This window comes from Geminisphaera colitermitum TAV2, assembly GCF_000171235.2.
GTDB classification, from domain to species: Bacteria; Verrucomicrobiota; Verrucomicrobiia; order Opitutales; family Opitutaceae; genus Geminisphaera; species Geminisphaera colitermitum.
This window is the reverse complement of sequence record NZ_ABEA03000202.1, coordinates 25,214-44,908: the sequence shown is the minus strand read 5'-3', so window position 1 is coordinate 44,908 and position 19,695 is coordinate 25,214. Positions and strand designations below refer to the sequence as shown.

Here is a 19,695-nt window from a genome sequence, read left to right as displayed (position 1 = left end):
TGGGGGTTGAGCCAGATTTCGAGCCAGTCGGTGACGTTGGCGAGCGGGCTTTCGCCGTTGCCGCTGGGGAGGTAGCTTTCAACTTCGGCCAGGTTAACCGAAACCCCGCCGCCGGGAATTGCCAGGGCTTACCAGTTGCGCGCCTCGGCGGGTTTGGTTTTGTCCGTTTAGGTGACGGGGGTTTGCGGAAATTCGGCCCGCCTTTCGGCCGTGGCTGCGGCAAGGGCGGCTTGGTAATCGGTTTCGGTGACCCAGGCAATGGGAAAGGTTTCCCCCCAATAGCTTTGCCGGGAGAAAACCCATTCCCGGATTTTGTATTTAACGGTGGGGGTCCCGCGTTTCCGGATGCCAAGTTCGCCTATGATGCGTTTTTTCGCCTCGCCAACGGCCAGCCCTTCTTAAGGCCCGGATTTTACCATGGTCCCTTCGGCTTCAAAGGCGGCTTTGGTGAAATCGACTTCGGCCCCCCCGGGGGGGGGGGGGGGGGGAGTGACGACAGGGATGATGGGGAGGTCGAATTTTTTGGCGAATTCCCAGTCGCGTTGGTCGTGCGCGGGGACGGCCATGATCGCGCCGGTGCCGTAGCCCATGAGAACGTAGTCGGCGATCCAGATGGGGATGCGTTGGGCGTTGACGGGGTTGATGGCGTAGGAGCCGGAGAAGACGCCGGTTTTTTCGCCTTTGGCGAGGTCGGTGCGTTCGAGGTCGCTCTTGGAGGCGGCGTGTTTGCGGTAGGCGGCAACGGCGTCGCGTTGGGTGTCGGTCGTGAGGGCGTCAACGAGGGGGTGTTCGGGCGCGATGACCATGTAGGTTGCGCCAAAGAGGGTGTCGGGGCGCGTGGTGAATACACGCAGGTCGCCGAGCATGTCGTTTTCGAGGCGGAAGAGGATTTCGGCGCCTTCGCTGCGTCCAATCCAGGCTTCTTGCATGCGCTTGGTGGAGTCGGGCCAGTCAACGTCCTTCAGGTCGGAGAGGAGGCGTTCGGCGTAGGCGGTGATGCGCAGGACCCATTGGCGGAGGTTGCGGCGTTCGACAGGGAAGCCGCCGACTTCGGATTTGCCGTCAACGATTTCTTCGTTGGCGAGAACGGTGCGGAGTTCGGGACACCACCAGACGGGGCGTTCGTCCACGTAGGCGAGGCCGCGTTTGAAGAGTTGCAGGAAGATCCATTGGGTCCACTTGAAGTAGCGGGGATCGGTGGTGTCGATTTCGCGTTCCCAGTCGTAGGAGAAACCGAGGGCTTTGATCTGGCGGCGGAAGTTGGCGATGTTGTTCTGCGTGTTGCTGGCGGGGTGCGTGCCGGTTTTGACGGCGTGTTGTTCGGCGGGGAGTCCGAAGGCGTCCCAGCCGATGGGGTGCAGGACGTTGTAGCCGCGGGCGCGTTTGTAACGGGCAATGATGTCGGTGGCGGTGTAGCCTTCGGGGTGGCCGATGTGGAGGCCGGCGCCGGAGGGGTAGGGGAACATGTCGAGCACGTAGTATTTGGGCTTGGGCTGGCCCTTCGCGTTGAGCGTGTCGGCGGGGTCGGCGCGGAAGGAGCGGTTTTCTTCCCAGAAGGTTTGCCAGTGGGGCTCGATCGTGAGGAAGTCGTAGTCTTTGCAATGCGTAGCCATCAGATAAATATAAAGGGTGTGAGGTTGAGGGATTCCCGGAGTCGGTCAATCACGCGCAATGCGTGGATCGGCTGGATGATTGGCGGGCTTGCCGCCGTCGTCGTGTTGTTGTCAGGCGGTTGCGCCAGCGCGTCGCGCCCGGAGGGGGGGGGGGGGGGAGGAATGTCACGCGGGTTCGAGCGGTTGCTGGAGGCCGTGGTGCGGATCGACGTGCGCGAGGAGTCGTTCGAGGCGGGGTCGCGGCGTTTCATCGCGGGGGTGGGGTCGGGCGTGATTTTGTCGGACGACGGTCTGGTCTTAACAAACGCGCACGTGGCGAGTCCGCGGGCGGTCGAGTTGTCCGTAACGCTGGCCAGCCTGGAACGGGTCAACGCCACGCTCGTCGGTTGGGATCATTGGACGGACTTGGCGTTGCTGCGGCTCGATATGGACGAGGTGAGGCGTCGCGGGCTGGTGTTCACGCACGCGGATTTTGGCGACTCGGATGCGCTGTATCCGGGGCAAACGGTTTTTGCGGTTGGAACGCCGCATGGTCTGACGCGCACGGTGACGCGGGGAATTATTTCCAACAACCGGCGCTATTTTGCAGACAATCGCGGGGTCAATGGCTTCGAGACGGGCTTGTTTAACACGTGGTTGCAAACCGACGCGGCGATCAATCCGGGCAATTCCGGCGGTCCGCTCGTGGACGACGCGGGGCGCGTGGTCGGCATCAATTCGCGCGGCTATCTGGGCGCGGACAATCTCGGCTTCGCCATCCCGGCGACCATCGCCCGGCGGGTGGTGGCGGGGCTCGAAAAGGATGGCGCGGTCACGCGTAGTTACATCGGGATCGTGCCGGGGGCGTTGCAAGATTTGGAGGGATTTTATTCGCTCAAACAAAACACGGGGATGTTGCTCAACAGCATTGATCCGGGTTCGCCGGCGGCGAAGTCGGGGCTGCGTCCGGGCGACATCGTGCTGTCGATTGACGGCGTGGCGGTGGACGGTCGTTTCCCTGAACAATTGCCGCCGATCCTCAACCGCATCGCGAGTCTGCCGGTGGGCGCGAGCGTGAAGCTCGCAGTGAAACGCGGCGAACAGACAACAGACTACGAGATCGTCACGGAAAAATTGGAGAGTCGCAAAGGCGAGGAGTGGGCATTCGAAAAATGGGGTCTGACGGTGCGCAAGGTGTCGCGCGCGTTTGCACGCGAGAATCAGCTCGATGACGACACGGGTTTGCTGGTGCTTGGCGTGCAGCCCGGTTATCCGGCGGCGGTGGCGGGGCTTGGTCGTGGCGACATCATCAACAAAATCAACCAGCAACCGATCAGCACGCTCGACGCAGGCAAGAAGGCATACGCGGAGTTTGTGGAGAAACCCGCCCCAATCTTGATCGAAGCAAAGAGCGACCGACGTGTGTCGCTCTACGTGCTGAAGCCGTGAGGCTAGAGCATTGTCGGTTCAATTTGTCGCAAGGTTTAAGAGATCACGCAGAGCTGGCCTAGACCCGTTTCGTTTTAGCGACTTCACGGGTCTTGGCCAGCTGTCCTACAAGGCGCAGAGAGGTTCTTCGACGTTTTCAGTGGAGACTCGATAAGTTGATATAGCGGGAGGTGGCGCGGTAGCGCCCGTAGCGCAGGCATCTTGCCTGCCATCTAAATTGATTGCGCGAAGCGCGGTGACATCGGTTTGTCACGTAGTTCGGTGCTTTATTGCCAATCCGAACCGTGCGACTCACGAATACGGAGAGGTAACGGTTCGGGCTAAAGCTCCGAACTACGTCAAGGCAAGCGGCGCTTCGCGCGGTGGACTAGATGGCAGGCAAGATGCCTGCGCTACGGGCGCTGCCGCGCCACCTCTCGTCTATCCACCGAAAACGTCGAAGAACCCGCAGAGAAAACACAGATTGCTAATCATGAATAAATTACAAAATATTGTGTTTTTCAGATTCTGCGTCTCTGCGTGAGACAAAATAAATCGAAAATGTTCTAATCAGGGGGGGGGGAGCAAGCTGGGCAGGCGGCTCAAGGAGCGAACAGGTTCCAGCGTTCTCGGGCGAATTGGGCGTCGTTGCGGAGTTGGTTGATCTCGTCGCGGAAGGCCGGTTCATCGTCGCCATACGCAATGCGGGCCAGCACGAGCTCCATGCGGATGGGTTCGCGATCAGCGGGTTTCAGATCGGTCTTGATCCACGGTTTGTCGGGCGCGGCAAAGGGGACCATAAACCGAATCGCCTGGCGCAGACTGCGTCCATCGGGCGTGGTGTGGCGCCACCAGTCCACGCCGACGTGCGCGGCTTGTTGGGCGAGGGTCATGAAGCCGGCGAGATTCATCGTCGAGTAGGTGAGCGAGAGCGTGCGCGCCAGTTCGTGCGGCTGGCTGCCGTCGGGCTCGATTTGCGTGGCGAGCCGGGTCTGGAGCGCGGAGCTGAGCGTGGCGCGAGCGAGTTCGGTGCGGCCAAGGATGAGCGCGAGTTGCGCCACCTGCGCGTCATACCAGGTGCCGTGGTTGTTGTGCTCCTTTTTTTCGTCGAGGCCGTTTTTGCTGTGCAGCAGCCAGTCAAGATAAGCGCCGAGCCAGGCGTGGAGTCCCTCGTTGTCGGCGGGTGTCCAGGCTGGGGAATTGGCGATGAGGGCGATGCCGTCGGTGAAATAAATCAGGGCGCGCGTCTCGATGATGCCGATGCCTCTTCCATTGGTGCGGCCGGGGATGGCCTGGCCGTATTCAAGATGCGGATTCATGCGCGTGGCCGGGTCCAGAAACCAGGTGCGTGCGAGGCGTGCGGCGTGCGCGGCGTAGGGTTCGTGGCCGGTGAGATGCCAGGCGAGAGCGAGGGTCTCCACGGCGTGGCACATGGCGTCGAAGGCGGGGCGGTCGGTGCCGTCGTTGCGTTCGGGGTTGTGCTGTCCGTCGCGGCGGATGTAGGGCAGCCCGTCGGGTTTTGAAGGATCGGGCCACCAGTAGGGGCCCACGCTGTAATAGTCGTGTTTGTCGCCGCTGGCCGCGACCTTGGTTTTGTCCATCACGGAGGGCGGCTTCATCGCCAGCGCCTTGTCGGCGTCGGAGCGCAGCTTGGCCAGCGCTTCGCGCACGAGCGGATCGTTGGCCGCCACCCGTTCGCGGGCGGTGGCAAGGGCGGCGTGCGGCAGGGCAAAGACTCGCGGGGCCGAAGCTGCCGTGCTCGCCGTCGGCGTCGCAGCAGTAGCAGCAGTAGCAGCCAGGACGGAGTCGGTAATGGAAACGTTGATACAAATGGCCGTGAGCCAGAGAGTGAACAGGGTCGGAGTGCGTTTCTTTTTCATGAAGAGTTACAATGCAGGGTTGGCGAAGCGGACGTCACGCGTGGTGTGGCACGCCTAGGTAGAGGCGGGTCTGGTAACGGAGGGTCACGCGGTCATCGCGGGCGTGTTGCTGGAAGATGCGTTGTAGTTCGGCAACGAATACGTCGTGGCCGGGCTGGCCGGGATTGGGGGCGTAGGACGACGAGAGCGTGCGGCCAATAAGGCCGGGGAGATCGAAGTGTTGTTCATTGGGAGCTTCGATGGTCTCGAACCGCGCAGGTTCAAAAAACGCGGCGATGTGGGCGGGGGAGAAGTCGGACTGACGGGTTTTGCGGTGCTCGGCGATGTGCTGGAAGAGGAGTTTTTCGTAGTCCGCAAGAAAGGGCGTGCCGCCGACGATGCGTTGGTTCCAGATGAGCGCGATGCGTCCGCCGGGTTTGAGGATGCGGGCAAATTCGCGGCGGCAGGCAATGGGATCAAACCAGTGAAAGGCTTGCGCCGCCGTGACGAGATCGACGGAGGCGTCGGGCAGCGTGGTGGCTTCGGCGGTGGCGGCGACGCTGACAAAACCGGATGCGCCGCTGAGACGCTGTTCGGCGGCGGCGCGCATCTCCGCGTTGGGTTCCACGGCGTACACGCGGGCGGCGAGTGGCAGAAGCAGCGTGGTGAATATTCCAGTTCCGGAGCCGATGTCGGCGATGGCGGAGTCGGTACGGGGCGCGGGGCCGGACAGGGCGCGTTCACGCAGGACGTCGATCAGCGCCGTCGGATAGCTGGGACGGTAGCGTACGTAGTTATCAACGCGGTCAGAAAAACGTTCGGTGGAAGGGAGCATTTTTTTCTTTCAGAATTCAGAAATATCTCACGCGGAGACGCGGAGGCGCGGAGAAAGGCAATGGGGGTTATCCCGACTCCTCTGCGCCTTTGCGTCTCTGCGTGAGATTTTTGAGTTCATTCGATATGCACGAGGGCTATTTCGCCCAACTGTCCTTGAGCGTGATGGTGCGGTTGAACACGAGCGGCTTGCCGGGGGCGTTGTCCTTCGGGTCGGGCGCGAAGTAGCCGAGGCGCTCGAACTGGAAGCGGTCCTCCAGCGTGGCGTCGGCAAGCGTGGGTTCGAGTTTGGCGGTGATGATCTCGACTGACTTGGGGTTGAGGTGGTCAAGGTAGTTGTCGTCCGCGCCGGGTTCGGGGACGGTGAAGAGGCGGTCATACAAACGCACTTCGGCGTCGATGGCACGGGTGGCACTGACCCAGTGAATGGTGCCTTTGACTTTGCGGGTGGCGTTGGGCTGGCCGGTGCGTGTAGTGAGATCGGCGGTACAGCGGAGTTCGGCGAGGTTGCCCGCGGCGTCCTTGACGATTTCGTCGAGCTTGATGATACAGGCGTATTTGAGGCGGACTTCGCCGCCTGGCTTGAGACGGAAGTATTTGGGCGGCGGGACTTCGGCAAAGTCGTCGGCGTCGATGAACACTTCGCGGGTGAGGGCGACTTTGCGCGTGCCGAGCGCGGGGTTGCCGGGGTGGTTGGTGGCGTCGCACTCGATGGCTTCGCCTTCGGCAATGTTGGTGAGGACGATTTTTATCGGGTGCAGGACGGCGAGGCGGCGGTGGGCGAGGCGGTTGAGTTCGTCGCGCACGGCGTTTTCGTAAACGGCGAGTTCGGTGAGGCTGTCGAATTTGGTGATGCCGATGTTGTAGGCGAAGTTGCGCAGGGCGGCGGCAGGGACACCGCGGCGGCGGATGCCGCTGATCGTGGGCATGCGGGGGTCGTCCCAGCCGTTGACCACGTTTTCCTTAACCAGACGCATGAGGCGGCGCTTGCTGAAGAGGGTGTAGGCGAGGTTGAGCTTGGCGAATTCGTACTGGTGGGGGAGGGGACGGGGGAGGTCGAGGGCTTCGAGGAGCCAGTCGTAGAGCGGGCGGTGGACGACGAATTCGAGGGTGCAGATGGAGTGCGTGATGCCTTCGATGTAGTCGGAGAGGCAGTGGGCGAAGTCGTAGAGGGGGTAAATGCACCAGCCGTCGCCGGCGTGGTGGTGCGCGGCATGGCGGATGCGGTAGAGGAGGGGGTCGCGCAGCCAGACGTTGGGCGAGGCCATGTCGATGCGGGCGCGCAGGGTGCGGGCTCCGTCGGGGAATTCGCCGGCCTTCATGCGGCGGAAGAGGTCGAGGGATTCTTCGATGGAGCGGTTGCGCCAGGGGCTGTCCTTGCCGGGCTGGTCGGGCGCGCCGCGGTAGGCGTCGGTTTCCTCGGGCGTGAGGTCGCAGATGTAGGCTTTGCCGTTGAGGATGAGTTGTTCGGCAAAGGCGTAGAGAGCGTCAAAGTAGTCGCTGGCGAAGAAGGGTTCGGTGGCGTTGGGTTTGTCGTTGTCGGCGACGGGGGCGGGCGCGGCGTAGTAGTCGGGCTTGCCGTCGATGGTGGCGGGCGCGGGGCGCTGGCCGAGGGGGGTGAGGCCGAGGGTGTGGCCTGCCCAGCCGTCGATGAGCCAGCGAACGTCGGTGGTGATGGATTCGACGTATTCAACTTCTTCCTTGGTCGGGTTGGTGTCGTCCATGCGGAGGTTGCAGCGTCCGCCGTTTTCGAGGGCGATGCCGAAGTTGAGGCAGATGGACTTGGCGTGGCCGAGGTGGAGGTAGCCGTTGGGTTCGGGGGGGAAGCGGGTGACGATTTGCGGGTAACGGCCGGCGCTTACGTCCGCGGCGACGACGTCGCGGATAAAATCGGTGGGCGCCACGGCGGCGGCAGGCGCGCCGGTGTCGGGGGAGACAGGCGGGACTGGAGCGGTGGAAGCGCTGGAGGCGGAGGCATCGGCGTTCATAAACCGGACAGCATGCGCGAGCCGGGCGGGCGGTGGCAAGCGCCTCGTGGCCTCCCCCCCCCCCCCCCGATTATGAGGGGGCGACTCAAGGACGGGGGGCGGGTTCTCTTCCTCTTCCTTTTTCTCTTCCTTTTCCGGATGGGCGCGGCTGCGGCCGCGTCTGGCGGGTCGGGAGACCCGCCCTCCATTCTTGGCACATGGCCTGTCGTTTTGGTTTTGCCTGGGGGCAGCCGGTATTAGATAAGTTTTTAGTTTTTGGAGACCATTTGCCCTGTCGCAGTGACTGTGCATTTTTTGTCCTAAGCCGGACTACCACCCGGCCGATTAGATCAAGTCAGTTCAGTATAAGTTAGTCAGACACCCGGCTCGCCGGGCGGACTCACCTCCGCCAGGCAGGCCCTACTCAGGAAACCGCTACCACACCCATGCGCTACCACGCCCTCTGGTTCGGTGTGGCCATGACCCTCGCATCATGGCTGCCCGCGAGCCGGGCGGTTGTTGTGCCCGCGGCCCACCAACGGGCCGAAGTCACCGCAACCCTCGCCCGCGTCATCTCCTTCCCGCAAAACACCCGTTCGTTGCGGATCGCGGTCTTTTTGAGAAGCGACAACAGCACCTCCGTGCTCAATTATCAGGCGTTCGTGCAGCGCGTCGCGGACCTGCCGGGGGCGACGATCACGGCGCTCGCGCCGCGTGATTTTGCCCGGATGGATTTGTCGGTGTTTGACGTGATCGTGTTTCCCGGCGGCAGTCCGGCCTCGCAGGGGCGCAGCATCGGCGAGGCCGGGCGCGAGGCGATCCGCCGCTACGTGGAAAACGGCGGCGGCTACCTCGGCATCTGCGCCGGGGCGTTTCTCGCCACCTCGGGTTATCCGTGGAGCCTTGGGCTGCTCAACGCCCGCACCGTGGAACCCAACAACTGGATACGCGGACGGGGCGAAGTGGACGTGCAGTTTTCCGATGACGGGCGGGCGCTGCTCGGCGATTATTCCCCGGCCATGCCCATGGTTTACGTCAACGGCCCGATTCTCGAACCGATGGGCCGCCACGATCTGCCGCCCTACACCGTCGCCGCCTGGTATCGCAGCGAAATCGCGGACAACAACACCCCGCGCAACGTGATGGTCAACTCGCCCGCCTTCGTGCACTCGACCTACGGCCGCGGCCGCGTGTTCGCCATCAGCCCGCATCCCGAAGTGACGCCGGGTCTGGAAAACATCGTGCCGCGCGTGCTCCTGTGGCTCGCCTCCGGTCAGGAGCCCGTTTCCCGTCCCGTCTCCGGCACGATGGTGGCTTCGACGCGGTAACGCAAAAAAACCGTCGCCACGCCCGCCGTCGCGGACTTTTCGTTGGCGGACATGTTTGACGGCACATCCGGCACATTTTCATCCATTGCCATACTCGGTTCCGGCGCGCTCGGCCTCTACTACGGCGGACGCCTGGCGCGCGCGGGCAACGACGTGCGGTTCATCGCCCGCAGCGATCTCGCGCACCTCCGCGCCCACGGTATCCGCGTGGACATTACACCGGACAACGATACCTTCACCCTCCCTGGCGCGTCCCTCCGCCTCGCCGCCACCCCGGCGCAGGCCGGCCCTGCGGACCTCGTCATCATCAGCCTCAAGGCCACGGCCAACGATCAACTCGCGCACCTGCTCCCCCCCCTCCTGCACGACGGCACCACCGTGCTTATGATCCAGAACGGACTCGGCGTGGACGAAGCCGCCGCGGTCATCGCCGGTCCGGAGCGCACGGTGGGCGGACTCTGCTTTATCTGCGTCAACCGCATCGCCCCCGGCCACGCCCAGTGCACCATGACCGGCATGGTCGTGGCCGGCGAATTTGCCGGACCCGCCACCGCGCGCACCCGCGCCCTCGCCGACCTCTTTCACGGCGCGGGCATGAAGCTCACCGTCTCCGACAATCTGGCCGAGGCACGCTGGAAAAAACTCGTCTGGAACATCCCTTTCAACGGTCTTGCCGTCACGGGCGGCGGAGCGCCCGGTGACCCCCGCCCTCCCTCACCCGCCGCCGTGCCCACGGGCATTGACACCGAAAAAATCCTCGCCGATCCCCGCATGACCGCCGACGTCTGGGCGCTCATGCGCGAAGTGCAGGCGGCGGCGGCTGCGCACGGCATCACGATCCCGGACGACTTTGTGCGCCATCAAGTGGAGCGCACGTATCCGATGGGCCCCTACAAGCCCTCCACCATGCTCGACTACGTGGCGGGCAAACCCATCGAACTCGAACCCATCTGGGGCGAACCCTTGCGCCGCGCCCGTGCCGCAGGCGTGGACGTGCCCCGCCTCGCGGCGCTTTACGCGCGGCTGCGCGAGTTGTGCGCTAAAAATTGAACAGAAGGTAACCAAATCCTCCGCGCCTTCGCGTCTCCGCGTGAGATAGTTTTGAGAGGGAAGTGGTAATGGAGCGATTACCCGTTGTCAGTGTTTACCGCCCCGGCAAGAATTGCCGGGCAGGAGGCGATGCAGCCTCGTGAGTTGTATCGGATGTTTGAATGCGGACTTTAAAAGATATTTTTTCCCGCTCCACGACAGCAGGTTGTGGCATCGGCTGACTGACTGGCATTGACCGTGCAATAGGGCTGGCCCCCGCGCATGGCCGAACAAGACCAAGATCAAAAAACCGAGCTTCCATCGGAGAAACGTCTCTCCGAGGCGTACGAGCGCGGGCAGTTCGCCAAAACGCCGGAACTCGGGATCGTATTCATGCTCGCCGCGGCCTTTGGCGCGCTGTCCATGGCGTGCGAAGACGGGGCGCGCCGCGTGGCCGAGTACGCGACGGGGATATTCGAGCAACTGCACACCGTCCGCATCAGTTCGGGACTGGTGCCGGCGCCGGTGGCGATGGGGGCGGTCACTTTTGCCGGTGCGCTCGCCCCGCTCATGATTGCGAGCGTGGGGGCGGCGCTGCTCTCCGGCGGCATCCAGACGGGATTTCGCGTCACGCCCAAGGCGCTGGGTTTCAAACCGGAGAAACTCAATCCGGTGACGGGTTTCGGGCGCGTCTTTTCCAAAAACACGCTGGTGCATGGCGGCATCGACTTTTTGAAGGTCAGCGTAATCGCCTTCAGCCTCTGGCTGGCTGCGCGCACGCTGCTCGGCGACCCGCTGTTCACCGCGCCCGTCGAGACAGCCTACCTGGGCGAATTCATCCACCGCAGCCTGATGGCGCTGCTGGCCCGCCTGCTTCTGGCGATGGGCATCATCGCCGCGATCAGCTATGCCTACGAATGGTTCAAAACGCACCGCGAACTGATGATGACGCGGCAGGAGGTGAAGGAGGAACGGCGTCAGTCGGACGGCGACGCGCTGGTGAAATCCGCCCTGCGCCGCATGGCCCGCCGGCTCATGCGCCGCCAGATGCTAGCGGCGGTGCCGACGGCCGACGTCGTCGTCACCAACCCCACGCACTACGCCGTGGCGCTGAAATACGAGCGCGGCATCGACAAGGCCCCCGTTGTCCTCGCCAAAGGCGACCGGCGCCTGGCCCTCCGCATCAAGGCCATCGCCGCCGAGCACGAAGTGCCCACGGTGGAGGACCGCGCCGTGGCGCGCCTGCTCTTCGCCACCGGTGAAGTGGGAAAACCGATACCGGGTGAACTTTATCAGGCCGTGGCGGGCATTCTGGCGATGGTGTATCGGACTCACCGATACTACTTCTTCCGCCTCAAATCCCGGCGCACGGAAATGAGGACCGCCGCATGAACTCCGCCGCCGCCGTCGCCACGCCTCCCCCCCCCCCCCCCCTCTCTCCCGCCGCTGCGTCCGCCGTTCCCTCCGGAGGGTTGCAGACAAACAGCCTGCTGCGACGCGCGGACCTGATCTTCATCGCGGCGCTCTTCGGCACCGTGCTCATGCTGATCGTGCCGGTGCCGCCCTTCGTGCTCGACATGCTGATCGCGGTCAGCCTGGCGATGTCGCTGCTGGTGCTGCTCGTCATCGTTTACGTGCGCGACCCGGCTGAGTTTTCCGGTTTTCCGACCGTGCTGCTCGGGCTCACCCTCTACCGGCTGGCGCTCAACATCTGCACCACGCGCCTCATTCTCACGGAGGGCTACGCGGGCTCGATCATCGACTCGTTCGGGCACTTTGTCATTCAGGGCAACTACATCGTGGGCTTTGTCGTGTTCGTGATCCTGGTGGTGATCAACTTCGTGGTCATCACCAAGGGCGCGGGGCGCATCGCCGAGGTGACGGCGCGCTTCACCCTCGATGCGCTGCCGGGCAAGCAGATGGCGATCGATGCCGAACTCAACGCGGGCATCATCGACGAGTCCGTGGCCACGGCGCGCCGGCTCAAGGTGCAGAAGGAGGCGGATTTTTACGGCGCGATGGACGGCGCATCCAAGTTTGTGCGCGGCGACGCCATCGCGGGCATCCTCATCACGCTGGTCAACGTCATCGGCGGCTTCGCCATCGGCGTCTTCCAGATGGACCTCTCGCTCCAGGAGTCGCTGACCAAGTTCACACTGCTCTCCATCGGCGATGGCTTGGTGACGCAGATTCCGGCGCTCATCATCTCCGTGGCCGCGGCGCTGCTCGTCACGCGCGCCTCGGAAAACAGCGACCTCGGCGCGCAGGTTGGGCGGCAGTTGCTGCGCTACCCGCGCGCGCTTCAGGTCGTGGGCGGCATGTTGTGCGTGTTCGGGTTGATCCCCGGCATGCCGTTGCTGCCCTTTGCGGCGTTGGGCGGCATGTTGTGGTACGTGGCGCGGACGCTGCCCAAACACCTCATGGGCGACGATGCCGCGATTGCGGCGGGAGGGGCGGGAGCGGGCAAATCGCGCGCCGAGGGCAAGGCGGGGGGCGCAACTGCGACGACGGCGGGCGCGCCCGGCGCGAAGGGCGGCATCGCGGAGGAGATCCGCAGCATGATCGACCTCGACGTGTTTTCCATCGAGGTCGGATTCGGGCTCCTGCCACTGGCCGACCAGAGGCAGAACGGCGACTTGCTGGCGCGCATCACGGGCGTGCGCAAAACGATGGCGCGCGAGCGCGGCCTGATCGTGCCGCCCATCTCGGTGCGCGACAATCTGGAGCTTGAATCCAACGCCTACCGATTCCTGTTGCGCGGCAAGACGCTGGCGCGCGGCACCGTGGCGGCGGGCCGCTGGATGGCGATGAACGTGAGCGGCAGCACGACCAAACTGCGCGGCACGCCGTGCAAGGAGCCTGTCTTCGGCATCGACGCCGTGTGGATCGACGAGGCCGAGCGCAAGACGGCCGAGATCAACGGCTACACCGTCGTCGATGCGGCGTCGGTCATCGTCACGCACCTCTCGGAAGTGCTGAAAAACGTCGCGCATCATCTGCTCGGGCGGCAGGACGTGCAGACCCTGATCGACCACGTGAAGCAGACGAACCCGGCGCTGGTCGCCGAACTGCTGCCCGACCTCGTCAACTTGGGCATCATCCAGCGCGTGCTGCAAAACCTGCTGCGCGAAGGGGTGCCGATCCTCAACCTGCCGCTGATCCTCGAAGGCATCGCGGACTACGCGCCCGTATCCAAAAATCCTGACGACCTCTCGGAGCTGATCCGCCGGCGCCTTGGACTGTATTTTATTCCCCATCCCAATCCCGAATACGAAGTGCGGCCCGGCGTGGTGCGCGCCCTGACGCTGGACCCGCGGCTGGAGCAGTTGCTTGTATCCAAAATCCACCGTTCCCCCGGCGACGTGGGGCTGGCGCTCGATCCGCTGACGGGCCGGCATTTGCTGGCGGAGGTGGCGTCGCGCACAAAGGCGCTGGTCGAGTCCGGCGCGCCCGCGGTGCTCGTGGTGGGCGGCGAATTGCGACTGGCGTTGCGCAGGTTCTTCGAACCCTCGTTCCCGCGTCTGGCGGTTCTGGCGTATCAGGAATTGCCGGCGTCCACGGAGATTGAAAACGCGGGCATCATCCCGCCGGCAGGAGCGGCGACTTCTTCCTGATTTTTTTTCCCATGACCTCCCTTCCCCCCCCCCCCCCCCCTATCGCCCGCCAATCCATGCGATCCATCTTTCTCTTCTCCGGCTTTATCGGATTCACCGTCGTGGCGCTGGCGGGCCTCACCGCCGGGCGTGATCCCGATCTGGTGTTGCGCGACGCCGCCATCGGCTGCCTCGCCGGAGCACTCGTCGGACGTTGGTTCTGGAGCGTGCTCGTCAGCGCGATGCGCGAAACGTTGCTCGCCCAACGTCAGACGCAACCTCTCCTCCCCCCCCCCCCCCTGCGCCGTCGTCGCCGCCGCGTCCTTCGCTGCGTCCGTCGCCGCCCGTTCGTACCCGCTGATTAACCACGCATCCACCCATGTCCATCACGCTCACCGAGATTTCCTCCGCGCCTCCCCCCGCCGTTGTTTCCACGGCTTGGCGCGCCTACCAGCATGCAACGAATGGCGCGGACCGCGACGACGAGCAGACGCTCATCGAACGTTACCTGCCGCTCGTGCGCAATGTCGTTGACCGCATCAAAATGAACCTGCCCGCGCACGTCGAGGTGGAGGATCTTTACAGTGTGGGCGTCACCGGGTTGCTCGCCGCGATCCAGCGTTACGACCCCGAGCAGGGCAACACCTTCGCCGGCTACGCCACGCTGCGCATCCGCGGCGCGGTGCTCGACGAATTGCGCCGCCTCGACTGGTGCCCACGCCGCGCCCGGGCCAAGGCGCGCAAAATCAAGGACGCCATCGGCGAACTGGAGCAACGCCACGGACGCGCCGTGACCGACGCCGAGGTCAGCGAGCACCTCGGTATCTCCCTGCACGATTACGCGCACTGGCTGGAAGAGTCGCGTCCCGTGACCTTTGTCGCCATCGACCAGCCCGCGTCCGGTGACGACGGCGGGAGCAGCGGAGGCGGGAGCGGCGTGTCACTGCACGAGGTCATCGCCGACAAAAACGACACTCCTGTGCGCGAACGCATGGAAAAGGAGGAGGTCTGGCAACTTATCGCTCAAAGAATCACGGAACTGCCCGATATACAGAAACGCATCCTCGCCATGTACTATTTTGAAAACATGCGGCTGGCCGAAATCGCCGCCGTCTTCCGCCTCACCGAATCCCGCATCTGCCAGATCCACTCGCAAGCCGTGCTCACCCTGCGCGCCTACATCCTGCGCGCGCAGAACCGCTGACCTCCTTGCGTCCACACCCTCCACCCTCCGCCCACCTGTTTTCCGCCCTTCACTCTTCCCTCCGCCCCGCACTATGACGATCCTGATCGGAGCCCTTGTCGTATTGTCCGCCACCCTCGGCGGTTTCATGCTCGCCGGCGGCAATCCCCTCGTGCTGCTGCACCTCTCCGAATACGTGGTCATCATCGGCGTGGCGCTCGGCCTGCTCATCATTGCCAGCCCGCCCGCCGTGATGCGCGACATCATCCGCAAAGTCGGCGAAGCCATCCGCGGACGGCGCATGAGCCGCGAGGACTATTTCGACCTGCTAAAACTCCTCTACGAACTCTTCGTGCTGGGCCGGCGCAACGGCCTGATCGCACTCGAAGAGCACGTGTCCGCGCCGGAGCAGAGCGCGATTTTCCAAAAATACCCCACCTTCGCCCTTGATGCGGAACGACGCGAATTTCTGATGAACGCCCTGCGTCCCGTCATCGACGGCCGCATCAAACCCGATCAGCTCGAAGAATTGCTCGGCGCGGAACTGCGCGCCAAGGCCGAGGAGGCCGAGCACCCCGTGCACCTCCTCCAACTCGTGGGCGACTCGCTGCCCGGCATTGGCATCGTCGCCGCCGTGCTCGGCATCATCAACACCATGGCCTCCATCGCCGACGGCCCCGAAGTCGTGGGCCTGCGCGTGGCCGCCGCGCTCACCGGCACCCTGCTCGGCGTGTTCTTCGCCTACGGCTTCGTCAACCCGATGGCGAACCGGGTGAAGCTTAACAACATCACCAACCAGCAATACCTGCGCTGCATCATGATCTCGGTCGTGGGCTTCGCCAAGGGGCTCGCCCCCATCACCTCCGTGGAGGTGGCGCGCCGCTCGCTCAACAGCTCCGTGCAACCCGGTGCCGAGGAACTGGAGAGCACGCTCAAAAGCATGCCCGCGCCCGGCAAAACCTGAACCAAGGAACAACCCATCATGGCCGGCAACTCAGGATCAAGCGGAGCATGGAAGGTGGCCTACGCCGATTTTGTCACGGCGATGATGGCCCTCTTCATGGTCCTGTGGATCTCCGCGCAAGATCATCAAATCCTCATCTCCACCGCGCGCTATTTCCAAGCTCCGACCAAACCGCTTCTCAACGCCGCCGCGGGTGTGATGCCCATGGAGAAATTCCGGCCCGAGACCGGCAAATCCAGCGGCGAAAAGGACAACCCCGGCACCGGTCTCACCGACCAGAAAGCCGTGGACCTCGAGTACCTCAACAAACTCGCCCGCGAACTCTACCGCCTGCTCAACCTCGACGAATCGCGGACCGACAACCCCATCGACATCCAGGTGACGAGCGACGGCCTGCGCGTCATTCTCTACGATCGCAACGGACGCCCCCTCTTCGTGGACCGGGGCACGGAACTGACCGAGTGGGGCCGCTTCGTGATGGACAACCTCGCCTGGCTCATCGACCGCGACCATTTTTACGTGACCATCGAAGGCCACACCCGCGCCGGACTCACGCTCGATGACCGCCCCTCCAGCTACACCCTCTGGGAACTCTCCGCCGATCGCGCCAACGCCTCGCGTCGCGCCCTCACCGAGCACGTCGTGAGCCCGGCCCTGATCGAGCGCGTGGTGGGCTACGCCGACACCCGCCCCCTGCTCGACACGGACGCGACTTCCGAATCCAACCAGCGCGTGACGCTCAGCCTGCGTCTGCCGAGAAAACACACCCCCAAACCATGAGGCACTACTTGCAAGACCGTCCCCGCCTGGACCCGCCTTCGCTGGCGCGAGGCCTGAAGTTACTGCGCGGCAACGTGCCGCGTGGCGGCGTGCATGGATCGCCCCTCCCCCCCCTCCCGCCGTTCGCCCCTGCGCGTGGTGGAGCCAATGGGACTGCGCGTGGCGATGCGACAGCCGCCGCGTCGGGCAACGTCCCCCCCTCCACCGCCACGATCCCAACGCCGGGCGTGGCGGCGGGACCGTCTGTGGACTGCGAGCGTGCCGCCGACGGACGCATCACTCGCATCATCGTGACCGCCAGCAGCGGCGAACGCATCGAGATCGACTGCGCCTACGCAGCTCCCGACAGCGCCCGCTGAGAAGTTATTGGAGGGCGGGTCTCCTGACCCGCCAGACGCGGCGCAGCCGCGCCCATCCGAAATCGGAAGGGCGGCGCTTCGCGCCGTCGGCGGGTCGGGAGACCCGCCCTCCAGACGTTTCTCGCAGACCGCTTACTCGGACGCGGGGGCTTCCGGGGGCGGCGTGCCGGGCTGCTGGGGCGCGGTGTTTTCGGACGCGGTTTCGGCTGCTGCTGCAGCGGCGGCTTCCTGCTCTTCCTCGGTCTCGACGACCTTGGCGATGCTGAGGAGTTTGTCGCCTTCGGCCAAGGTGAGGAGTTTCACGCCTTTGCCTCCGCGGTTGACTTCGCGGATGGTGTTCACGGGACAGCGCACGCTCTGGCCTTTGGTGGTGAGGAGCATGATCTCGTCGGTGTCCTTCACGCTGAGCGCGCCGGCGATGTTGATGGAGTTGTCGTCGGGTAGTGTAATTGCCCATACACCGCGTCCGCCGCGGTTGATGAGGCGGTAATCCTCAAAGCGGGTGCGGACGCCGAGGCCGGCTTCGCTGGCGACGAGGAATTTGGCGGTGTGGTCCACGACTTCGATGACGTCGAGCTGGTCGTTATCGAGTTTGAAGCGCATGCCGGTGACGCCGCCGGTGGCGCGGCCGGTGGCGCGGAAGAGTTCTTCGCCGGTCTCGGGGTCGCGTTCGCGGAAGCGGACGGCGAGGCCTTGGTGGGAAACGAGGATGATCTCGTCGTTGCCGGTGGTGAGGACGCAGCCGATGATGGTGTCGCCTTCGGCGAGGTTGATGCCGATGAGGCCGCCTTCGAGGTTGCGCGTGGTGCCGAGGTAATCGGAGAGGGCGGTCTTCTTGATGACGCCGCGCCGGGTCGCCATGACAAGGTAGCGGTCGCTGGCGAAGTCCTGGAGGCAGAGCATGGCGGCGATTTTCTCGCCTTCGTTGAGTCTCAGGAAACTGGATACGGATTTGCCTTTGGCGGTGCGGGGGCCTTCGGGGACGTCATAGACTTTTTTGGCGAGGCACTGGCCGGTGCTGGTCACGAACATGATGTAGTCGTGAGTGGAGGCGGTGAAGAGGTGTTCGACAAAATCTTCGTCGTAGGTCTCGGTGCCGATGACGCCTTTGCCGCCGCGTTTTTGGGAGCGGTAGTCGGCGCTGGGGGTGCGCTTGATGAAGCCGAGGTGGGAGACGGTGATGACGCAGCCTTCGTTGGGGATGACGTCTTCCATGCGGAAGTCGCCGAGGGCGCCGGTGATCTCGGTTTTGCGGGCGTCACCGTATTTTTCCTTCATGACGAGGAGCTCTTCCTTGATGACTTCGCGGAGGCGCCAGTCGTTTTCGAGGATGACTTTGAGTTCTTCGATGAGTTTGAGCAGTTCGAGGTATTCGGCTTCGATTTTGTCGCGTTCGAGGCCGGTGAGCTGGTAGAGGCGGAGTTCGAGGATGGAGTCGGTCTGGCGTTCGCTGAGGGGGTATTTGGCCATCAGCTTTTCCTTGGCTTCCTGGCGGGAGGCGGAGGCGCGGATGATGCGGACGAAGTCGTCGAGGTTGTCGAGGGCGATTTTGTAGCCTTCGAGGATGTGGGCGCGGTCTTCGGCGCGGCGGAGGCGGAAACGGGTGCGGCGGGTGATGACGTCGCGGCGGTGGTCGATGTAGCAGTCGAGGAGTTCGCGGATGTTCATCTGCTTGGGGCGGCGTTTGTCGAGCGCGAGCAGGATGACTCCGAAGGAGGATTCGAGGGCGGTTTTCTGGTAAAGTTGGTTGAGAATGGGGGAGGATTGCTCGCCGCGTTTGAGTTCGATGACGATGCGGGTGTTTTCGTCGGATTCGTCGCGGATGTCGCGGATGCCTTCGATTTGTTTTTCGGTGACGAGTTCGGCGATGCGGGTGACGAGGTTGGCGCGGTTTACGTTGTAGGGGATTTCGGTGATGATGATTTGTTCGCCGCCGGTTTTGGTTTCTTCGGTGATGGCGCGGCCTCTCATGCGGACGATGCCGCGGCCGGTGCGGAGGTAGGAGTCGATGCCGTCGCGGCCGGCTATGACGCCGCCGGTGGGGAAGTCGGGGCCTTTGATGATCTGGCAGAGTTCGTCAAGGGTGGTGGCGGGGTTGTCGAGGACGGCAACGCTGGCGGTGATGAGTTCGTGGAGGTTGTGTGGGGGGATGTTGGTGGTCATGCCAACGGCGATGCCGGTGGAGCCGTTCATGAGGAGGTTGGGGAGGGAGGAGGGGAGGACGGTGGGTTCGGTGGTGGATTCGTTGTAGTTGGGGGCGAAATCCACGGTGTCTTCCTCGATGTCGGCGAGGAGGGCTTCGGCGATGTCGCGCAGGCGGCATTCGGTGTAGCGGTAGGCGGCGGCGGAGTCGCCATCGACGGAGCCGAAGTTGCCTTGGGGGTCAATGAGAGGGTAGCGCATGACCCAGGGTTGGGCGAGGCGGACGAGGGTGTCGTAAACGGAGGAGTCGCCGTGGGGGTGGTAGTTTTTCAGCACTTCGCCGACGACGCCGGCGCATTTGGTGAAGGCTCGGTTGTGGAGGAGTCCTTCGCGGAGCATGGCGTAGAGGACGCGGCGTTGGACGGGCTTGAGGCCGTCGCGGGCGTCGGGGAGGGCGCGGGACACGATGACGGACATCGAGTAGTCGATGTAGGCCGTCTGCATGATATCGGTGATGTTGGCCGTGGTGAGCTTTTCGGCGATGGCGGGCGTGACGTTGGCAGGCGTGGTCGTGTCGGAGGTGTCAGGTGTGTCGTCGGGCATGGATTGAAAATTAGGATTTAGAAATTAGGATTTA

Annotated in this window: 15 protein-coding genes and 1 pseudogene; 10 read left to right on the top strand and 6 right to left on the bottom strand. The window is 63.9% G+C overall.

Annotation, left to right across the window (positions count from 1 at the left end; all coding sequences use genetic code 11):
• Positions 1–1,613: pseudogene (leuS, locus tag OBACDRAFT_RS23575) on the bottom strand (leucine--tRNA ligase); the annotation flags it as partial.
• Positions 1,613–1,864: a hypothetical protein gene (locus tag OBACDRAFT_RS30360; protein ID WP_232767701.1), complete on the bottom strand. Its 252-nt coding sequence runs from the start codon at positions 1,862–1,864 to the stop codon at positions 1,613–1,615. The gene OBACDRAFT_RS30360 and the pseudogene leuS, both read right to left, overlap by 1 nt.
• Positions 1,865–1,883: 19 nt before the next feature.
• Between OBACDRAFT_RS30360 and OBACDRAFT_RS23570 the strand changes: the two genes are divergently transcribed.
• Positions 1,884–3,041 carry a trypsin-like peptidase domain-containing protein gene (locus OBACDRAFT_RS23570; RefSeq protein ID WP_232767698.1) on the top strand — a complete coding sequence of 386 codons (1,158 nt, stop codon included), beginning with the start codon at positions 1,884–1,886 and terminating at the stop codon, positions 3,039–3,041.
• A 581-nt stretch (positions 3,042–3,622) separates the two neighbouring features.
• On the opposite strand, the gene OBACDRAFT_RS23565 is transcribed toward OBACDRAFT_RS23570, so the two are convergent.
• The 3 genes from OBACDRAFT_RS23565 to glnS all read right to left on the bottom strand — a co-directional run bounded on the left by OBACDRAFT_RS23565 (position 3,623) and on the right by glnS (position 7,701).
• The gene (locus OBACDRAFT_RS23565; RefSeq protein WP_043589495.1) at positions 3,623–4,900 is read right to left on the bottom strand and encodes an alginate lyase family protein; all 1,278 of its coding nucleotides are present in this window, start codon (positions 4,898–4,900) and stop codon (positions 3,623–3,625) included.
• Between the two features lie 34 nt (positions 4,901–4,934).
• Positions 4,935–5,714: a class I SAM-dependent methyltransferase gene (locus OBACDRAFT_RS23560; RefSeq protein WP_043589494.1), complete on the bottom strand. Its 780-nt coding sequence runs from the start codon at positions 5,712–5,714 to the stop codon at positions 4,935–4,937.
• Between the two features lie 136 nt (positions 5,715–5,850).
• Entirely contained in the window at positions 5,851–7,701 is a 1,851-nt protein-coding gene (gene glnS, locus OBACDRAFT_RS23555) for a glutamine--tRNA ligase (protein ID WP_043589491.1), read from the bottom strand.
• Positions 7,702–8,126: 425 nt separating this feature from the next.
• Here glnS and OBACDRAFT_RS23550 point away from each other — a divergent pair, with 425 nt between their 5' ends.
• From OBACDRAFT_RS23550 to OBACDRAFT_RS23510, 9 genes are all read left to right on the top strand, one after another.
• A complete protein-coding gene (locus OBACDRAFT_RS23550) occupies positions 8,127–9,008 on the top strand; it encodes a BPL-N domain-containing protein (RefSeq protein ID WP_043589489.1) in 882 nt (293 codons plus the stop codon).
• A gap of 51 nt (positions 9,009–9,059) precedes the next feature.
• The gene (locus tag OBACDRAFT_RS23545; protein WP_043589488.1) at positions 9,060–10,058 is read left to right on the top strand and encodes a 2-dehydropantoate 2-reductase; all 999 of its coding nucleotides are present in this window, start codon (positions 9,060–9,062) and stop codon (positions 10,056–10,058) included.
• A gap of 261 nt (positions 10,059–10,319) precedes the next feature.
• Positions 10,320–11,429, top strand: coding sequence for an EscU/YscU/HrcU family type III secretion system export apparatus switch protein (locus OBACDRAFT_RS23540; RefSeq protein WP_043589486.1), 1,110 nt, complete (start codon positions 10,320–10,322; stop codon positions 11,427–11,429).
• Between the two features lie 80 nt (positions 11,430–11,509).
• Entirely contained in the window at positions 11,510–13,651 is a 2,142-nt protein-coding gene (gene flhA / locus OBACDRAFT_RS23535; RefSeq protein ID WP_232767695.1) for a flagellar biosynthesis protein FlhA, read from the top strand.
• A gap of 11 nt (positions 13,652–13,662) precedes the next feature.
• Positions 13,663–13,995, top strand: coding sequence for a hypothetical protein (locus OBACDRAFT_RS31000; RefSeq protein ID WP_269799097.1), 333 nt, complete (start codon positions 13,663–13,665; stop codon positions 13,993–13,995).
• 14 nt (positions 13,996–14,009) lie between these two features.
• Positions 14,010–14,834 (top strand): sigma-70 family RNA polymerase sigma factor, encoded by an 825-nt coding sequence (locus tag OBACDRAFT_RS23525; protein ID WP_043589485.1) that lies wholly within the window; start codon positions 14,010–14,012, stop codon positions 14,832–14,834.
• Between the two features lie 73 nt (positions 14,835–14,907).
• A complete protein-coding gene (locus OBACDRAFT_RS23520) occupies positions 14,908–15,777 on the top strand; it encodes a motility-associated protein (RefSeq protein WP_043589484.1) in 870 nt (289 codons plus the stop codon).
• 18 nt (positions 15,778–15,795) lie between these two features.
• Entirely contained in the window at positions 15,796–16,557 is a 762-nt protein-coding gene (locus OBACDRAFT_RS23515) for a flagellar motor protein MotB (RefSeq protein WP_052362475.1), read from the top strand.
• On the top strand, positions 16,554–16,916 hold the full coding sequence (locus OBACDRAFT_RS23510; RefSeq protein ID WP_043589483.1) for a hypothetical protein: 363 nt from the start codon (positions 16,554–16,556) through the stop codon (positions 16,914–16,916). Before OBACDRAFT_RS23515 ends, OBACDRAFT_RS23510 begins: the two co-directional genes overlap by 4 nt.
• Positions 16,917–17,048: 132 nt before the next feature.
• On the opposite strand, the gene gyrA is transcribed toward OBACDRAFT_RS23510, so the two are convergent.
• Positions 17,049–19,661: a DNA gyrase subunit A gene (gene gyrA, locus OBACDRAFT_RS23505; RefSeq protein WP_081722311.1), complete on the bottom strand. Its 2,613-nt coding sequence runs from the start codon at positions 19,659–19,661 to the stop codon at positions 17,049–17,051.
• Positions 19,662–19,695: the final 34 nt, after the last annotated feature.

What these genes read in the sequence shown, in the direction of transcription:
- OBACDRAFT_RS23540 (WP_043589486.1), top strand. Translation starts at nt 10,320, where the DNA reads ATGGCCGAACAAGACCAAGATCAAAAAACCGAGCTTCCATCGGAGAAA.
- OBACDRAFT_RS23565 (WP_043589495.1), bottom strand. Translation starts at nt 4,900, where the DNA reads ATGAAAAAGAAACGCACTCCGACCCTGTTCACTCTCTGGCTCACGGCC.
- OBACDRAFT_RS23545 (WP_043589488.1), top strand. Translation starts at nt 9,060, where the DNA reads ATGTTTGACGGCACATCCGGCACATTTTCATCCATTGCCATACTCGGT.
- OBACDRAFT_RS23510 (WP_043589483.1), top strand. Translation starts at nt 16,554, where the DNA reads ATGAGGCACTACTTGCAAGACCGTCCCCGCCTGGACCCGCCTTCGCTG.
- OBACDRAFT_RS31000 (WP_269799097.1), top strand. Translation starts at nt 13,663, where the DNA reads ATGACCTCCCTTCCCCCCCCCCCCCCCCCTATCGCCCGCCAATCCATG.
- glnS (WP_043589491.1), bottom strand. Translation starts at nt 7,701, where the DNA reads ATGAACGCCGATGCCTCCGCCTCCAGCGCTTCCACCGCTCCAGTCCCG.
- gyrA (WP_081722311.1), bottom strand. Translation starts at nt 19,661, where the DNA reads ATGCCCGACGACACACCTGACACCTCCGACACGACCACGCCTGCCAAC.
- OBACDRAFT_RS23560 (WP_043589494.1), bottom strand. Translation starts at nt 5,714, where the DNA reads ATGCTCCCTTCCACCGAACGTTTTTCTGACCGCGTTGATAACTACGTA.
- OBACDRAFT_RS23525 (WP_043589485.1), top strand. Translation starts at nt 14,010, where the DNA reads ATGTCCATCACGCTCACCGAGATTTCCTCCGCGCCTCCCCCCGCCGTT.
- OBACDRAFT_RS30360 (WP_232767701.1), bottom strand. Translation starts at nt 1,864, where the DNA reads ATGAAACGCCGCGACCCCGCCTCGAACGACTCCTCGCGCACGTCGATC.
- OBACDRAFT_RS23515 (WP_052362475.1), top strand. Translation starts at nt 15,796, where the DNA reads ATGGCCGGCAACTCAGGATCAAGCGGAGCATGGAAGGTGGCCTACGCC.
- OBACDRAFT_RS23520 (WP_043589484.1), top strand. Translation starts at nt 14,908, where the DNA reads ATGACGATCCTGATCGGAGCCCTTGTCGTATTGTCCGCCACCCTCGGC.
- OBACDRAFT_RS23550 (WP_043589489.1), top strand. Translation starts at nt 8,127, where the DNA reads ATGCGCTACCACGCCCTCTGGTTCGGTGTGGCCATGACCCTCGCATCA.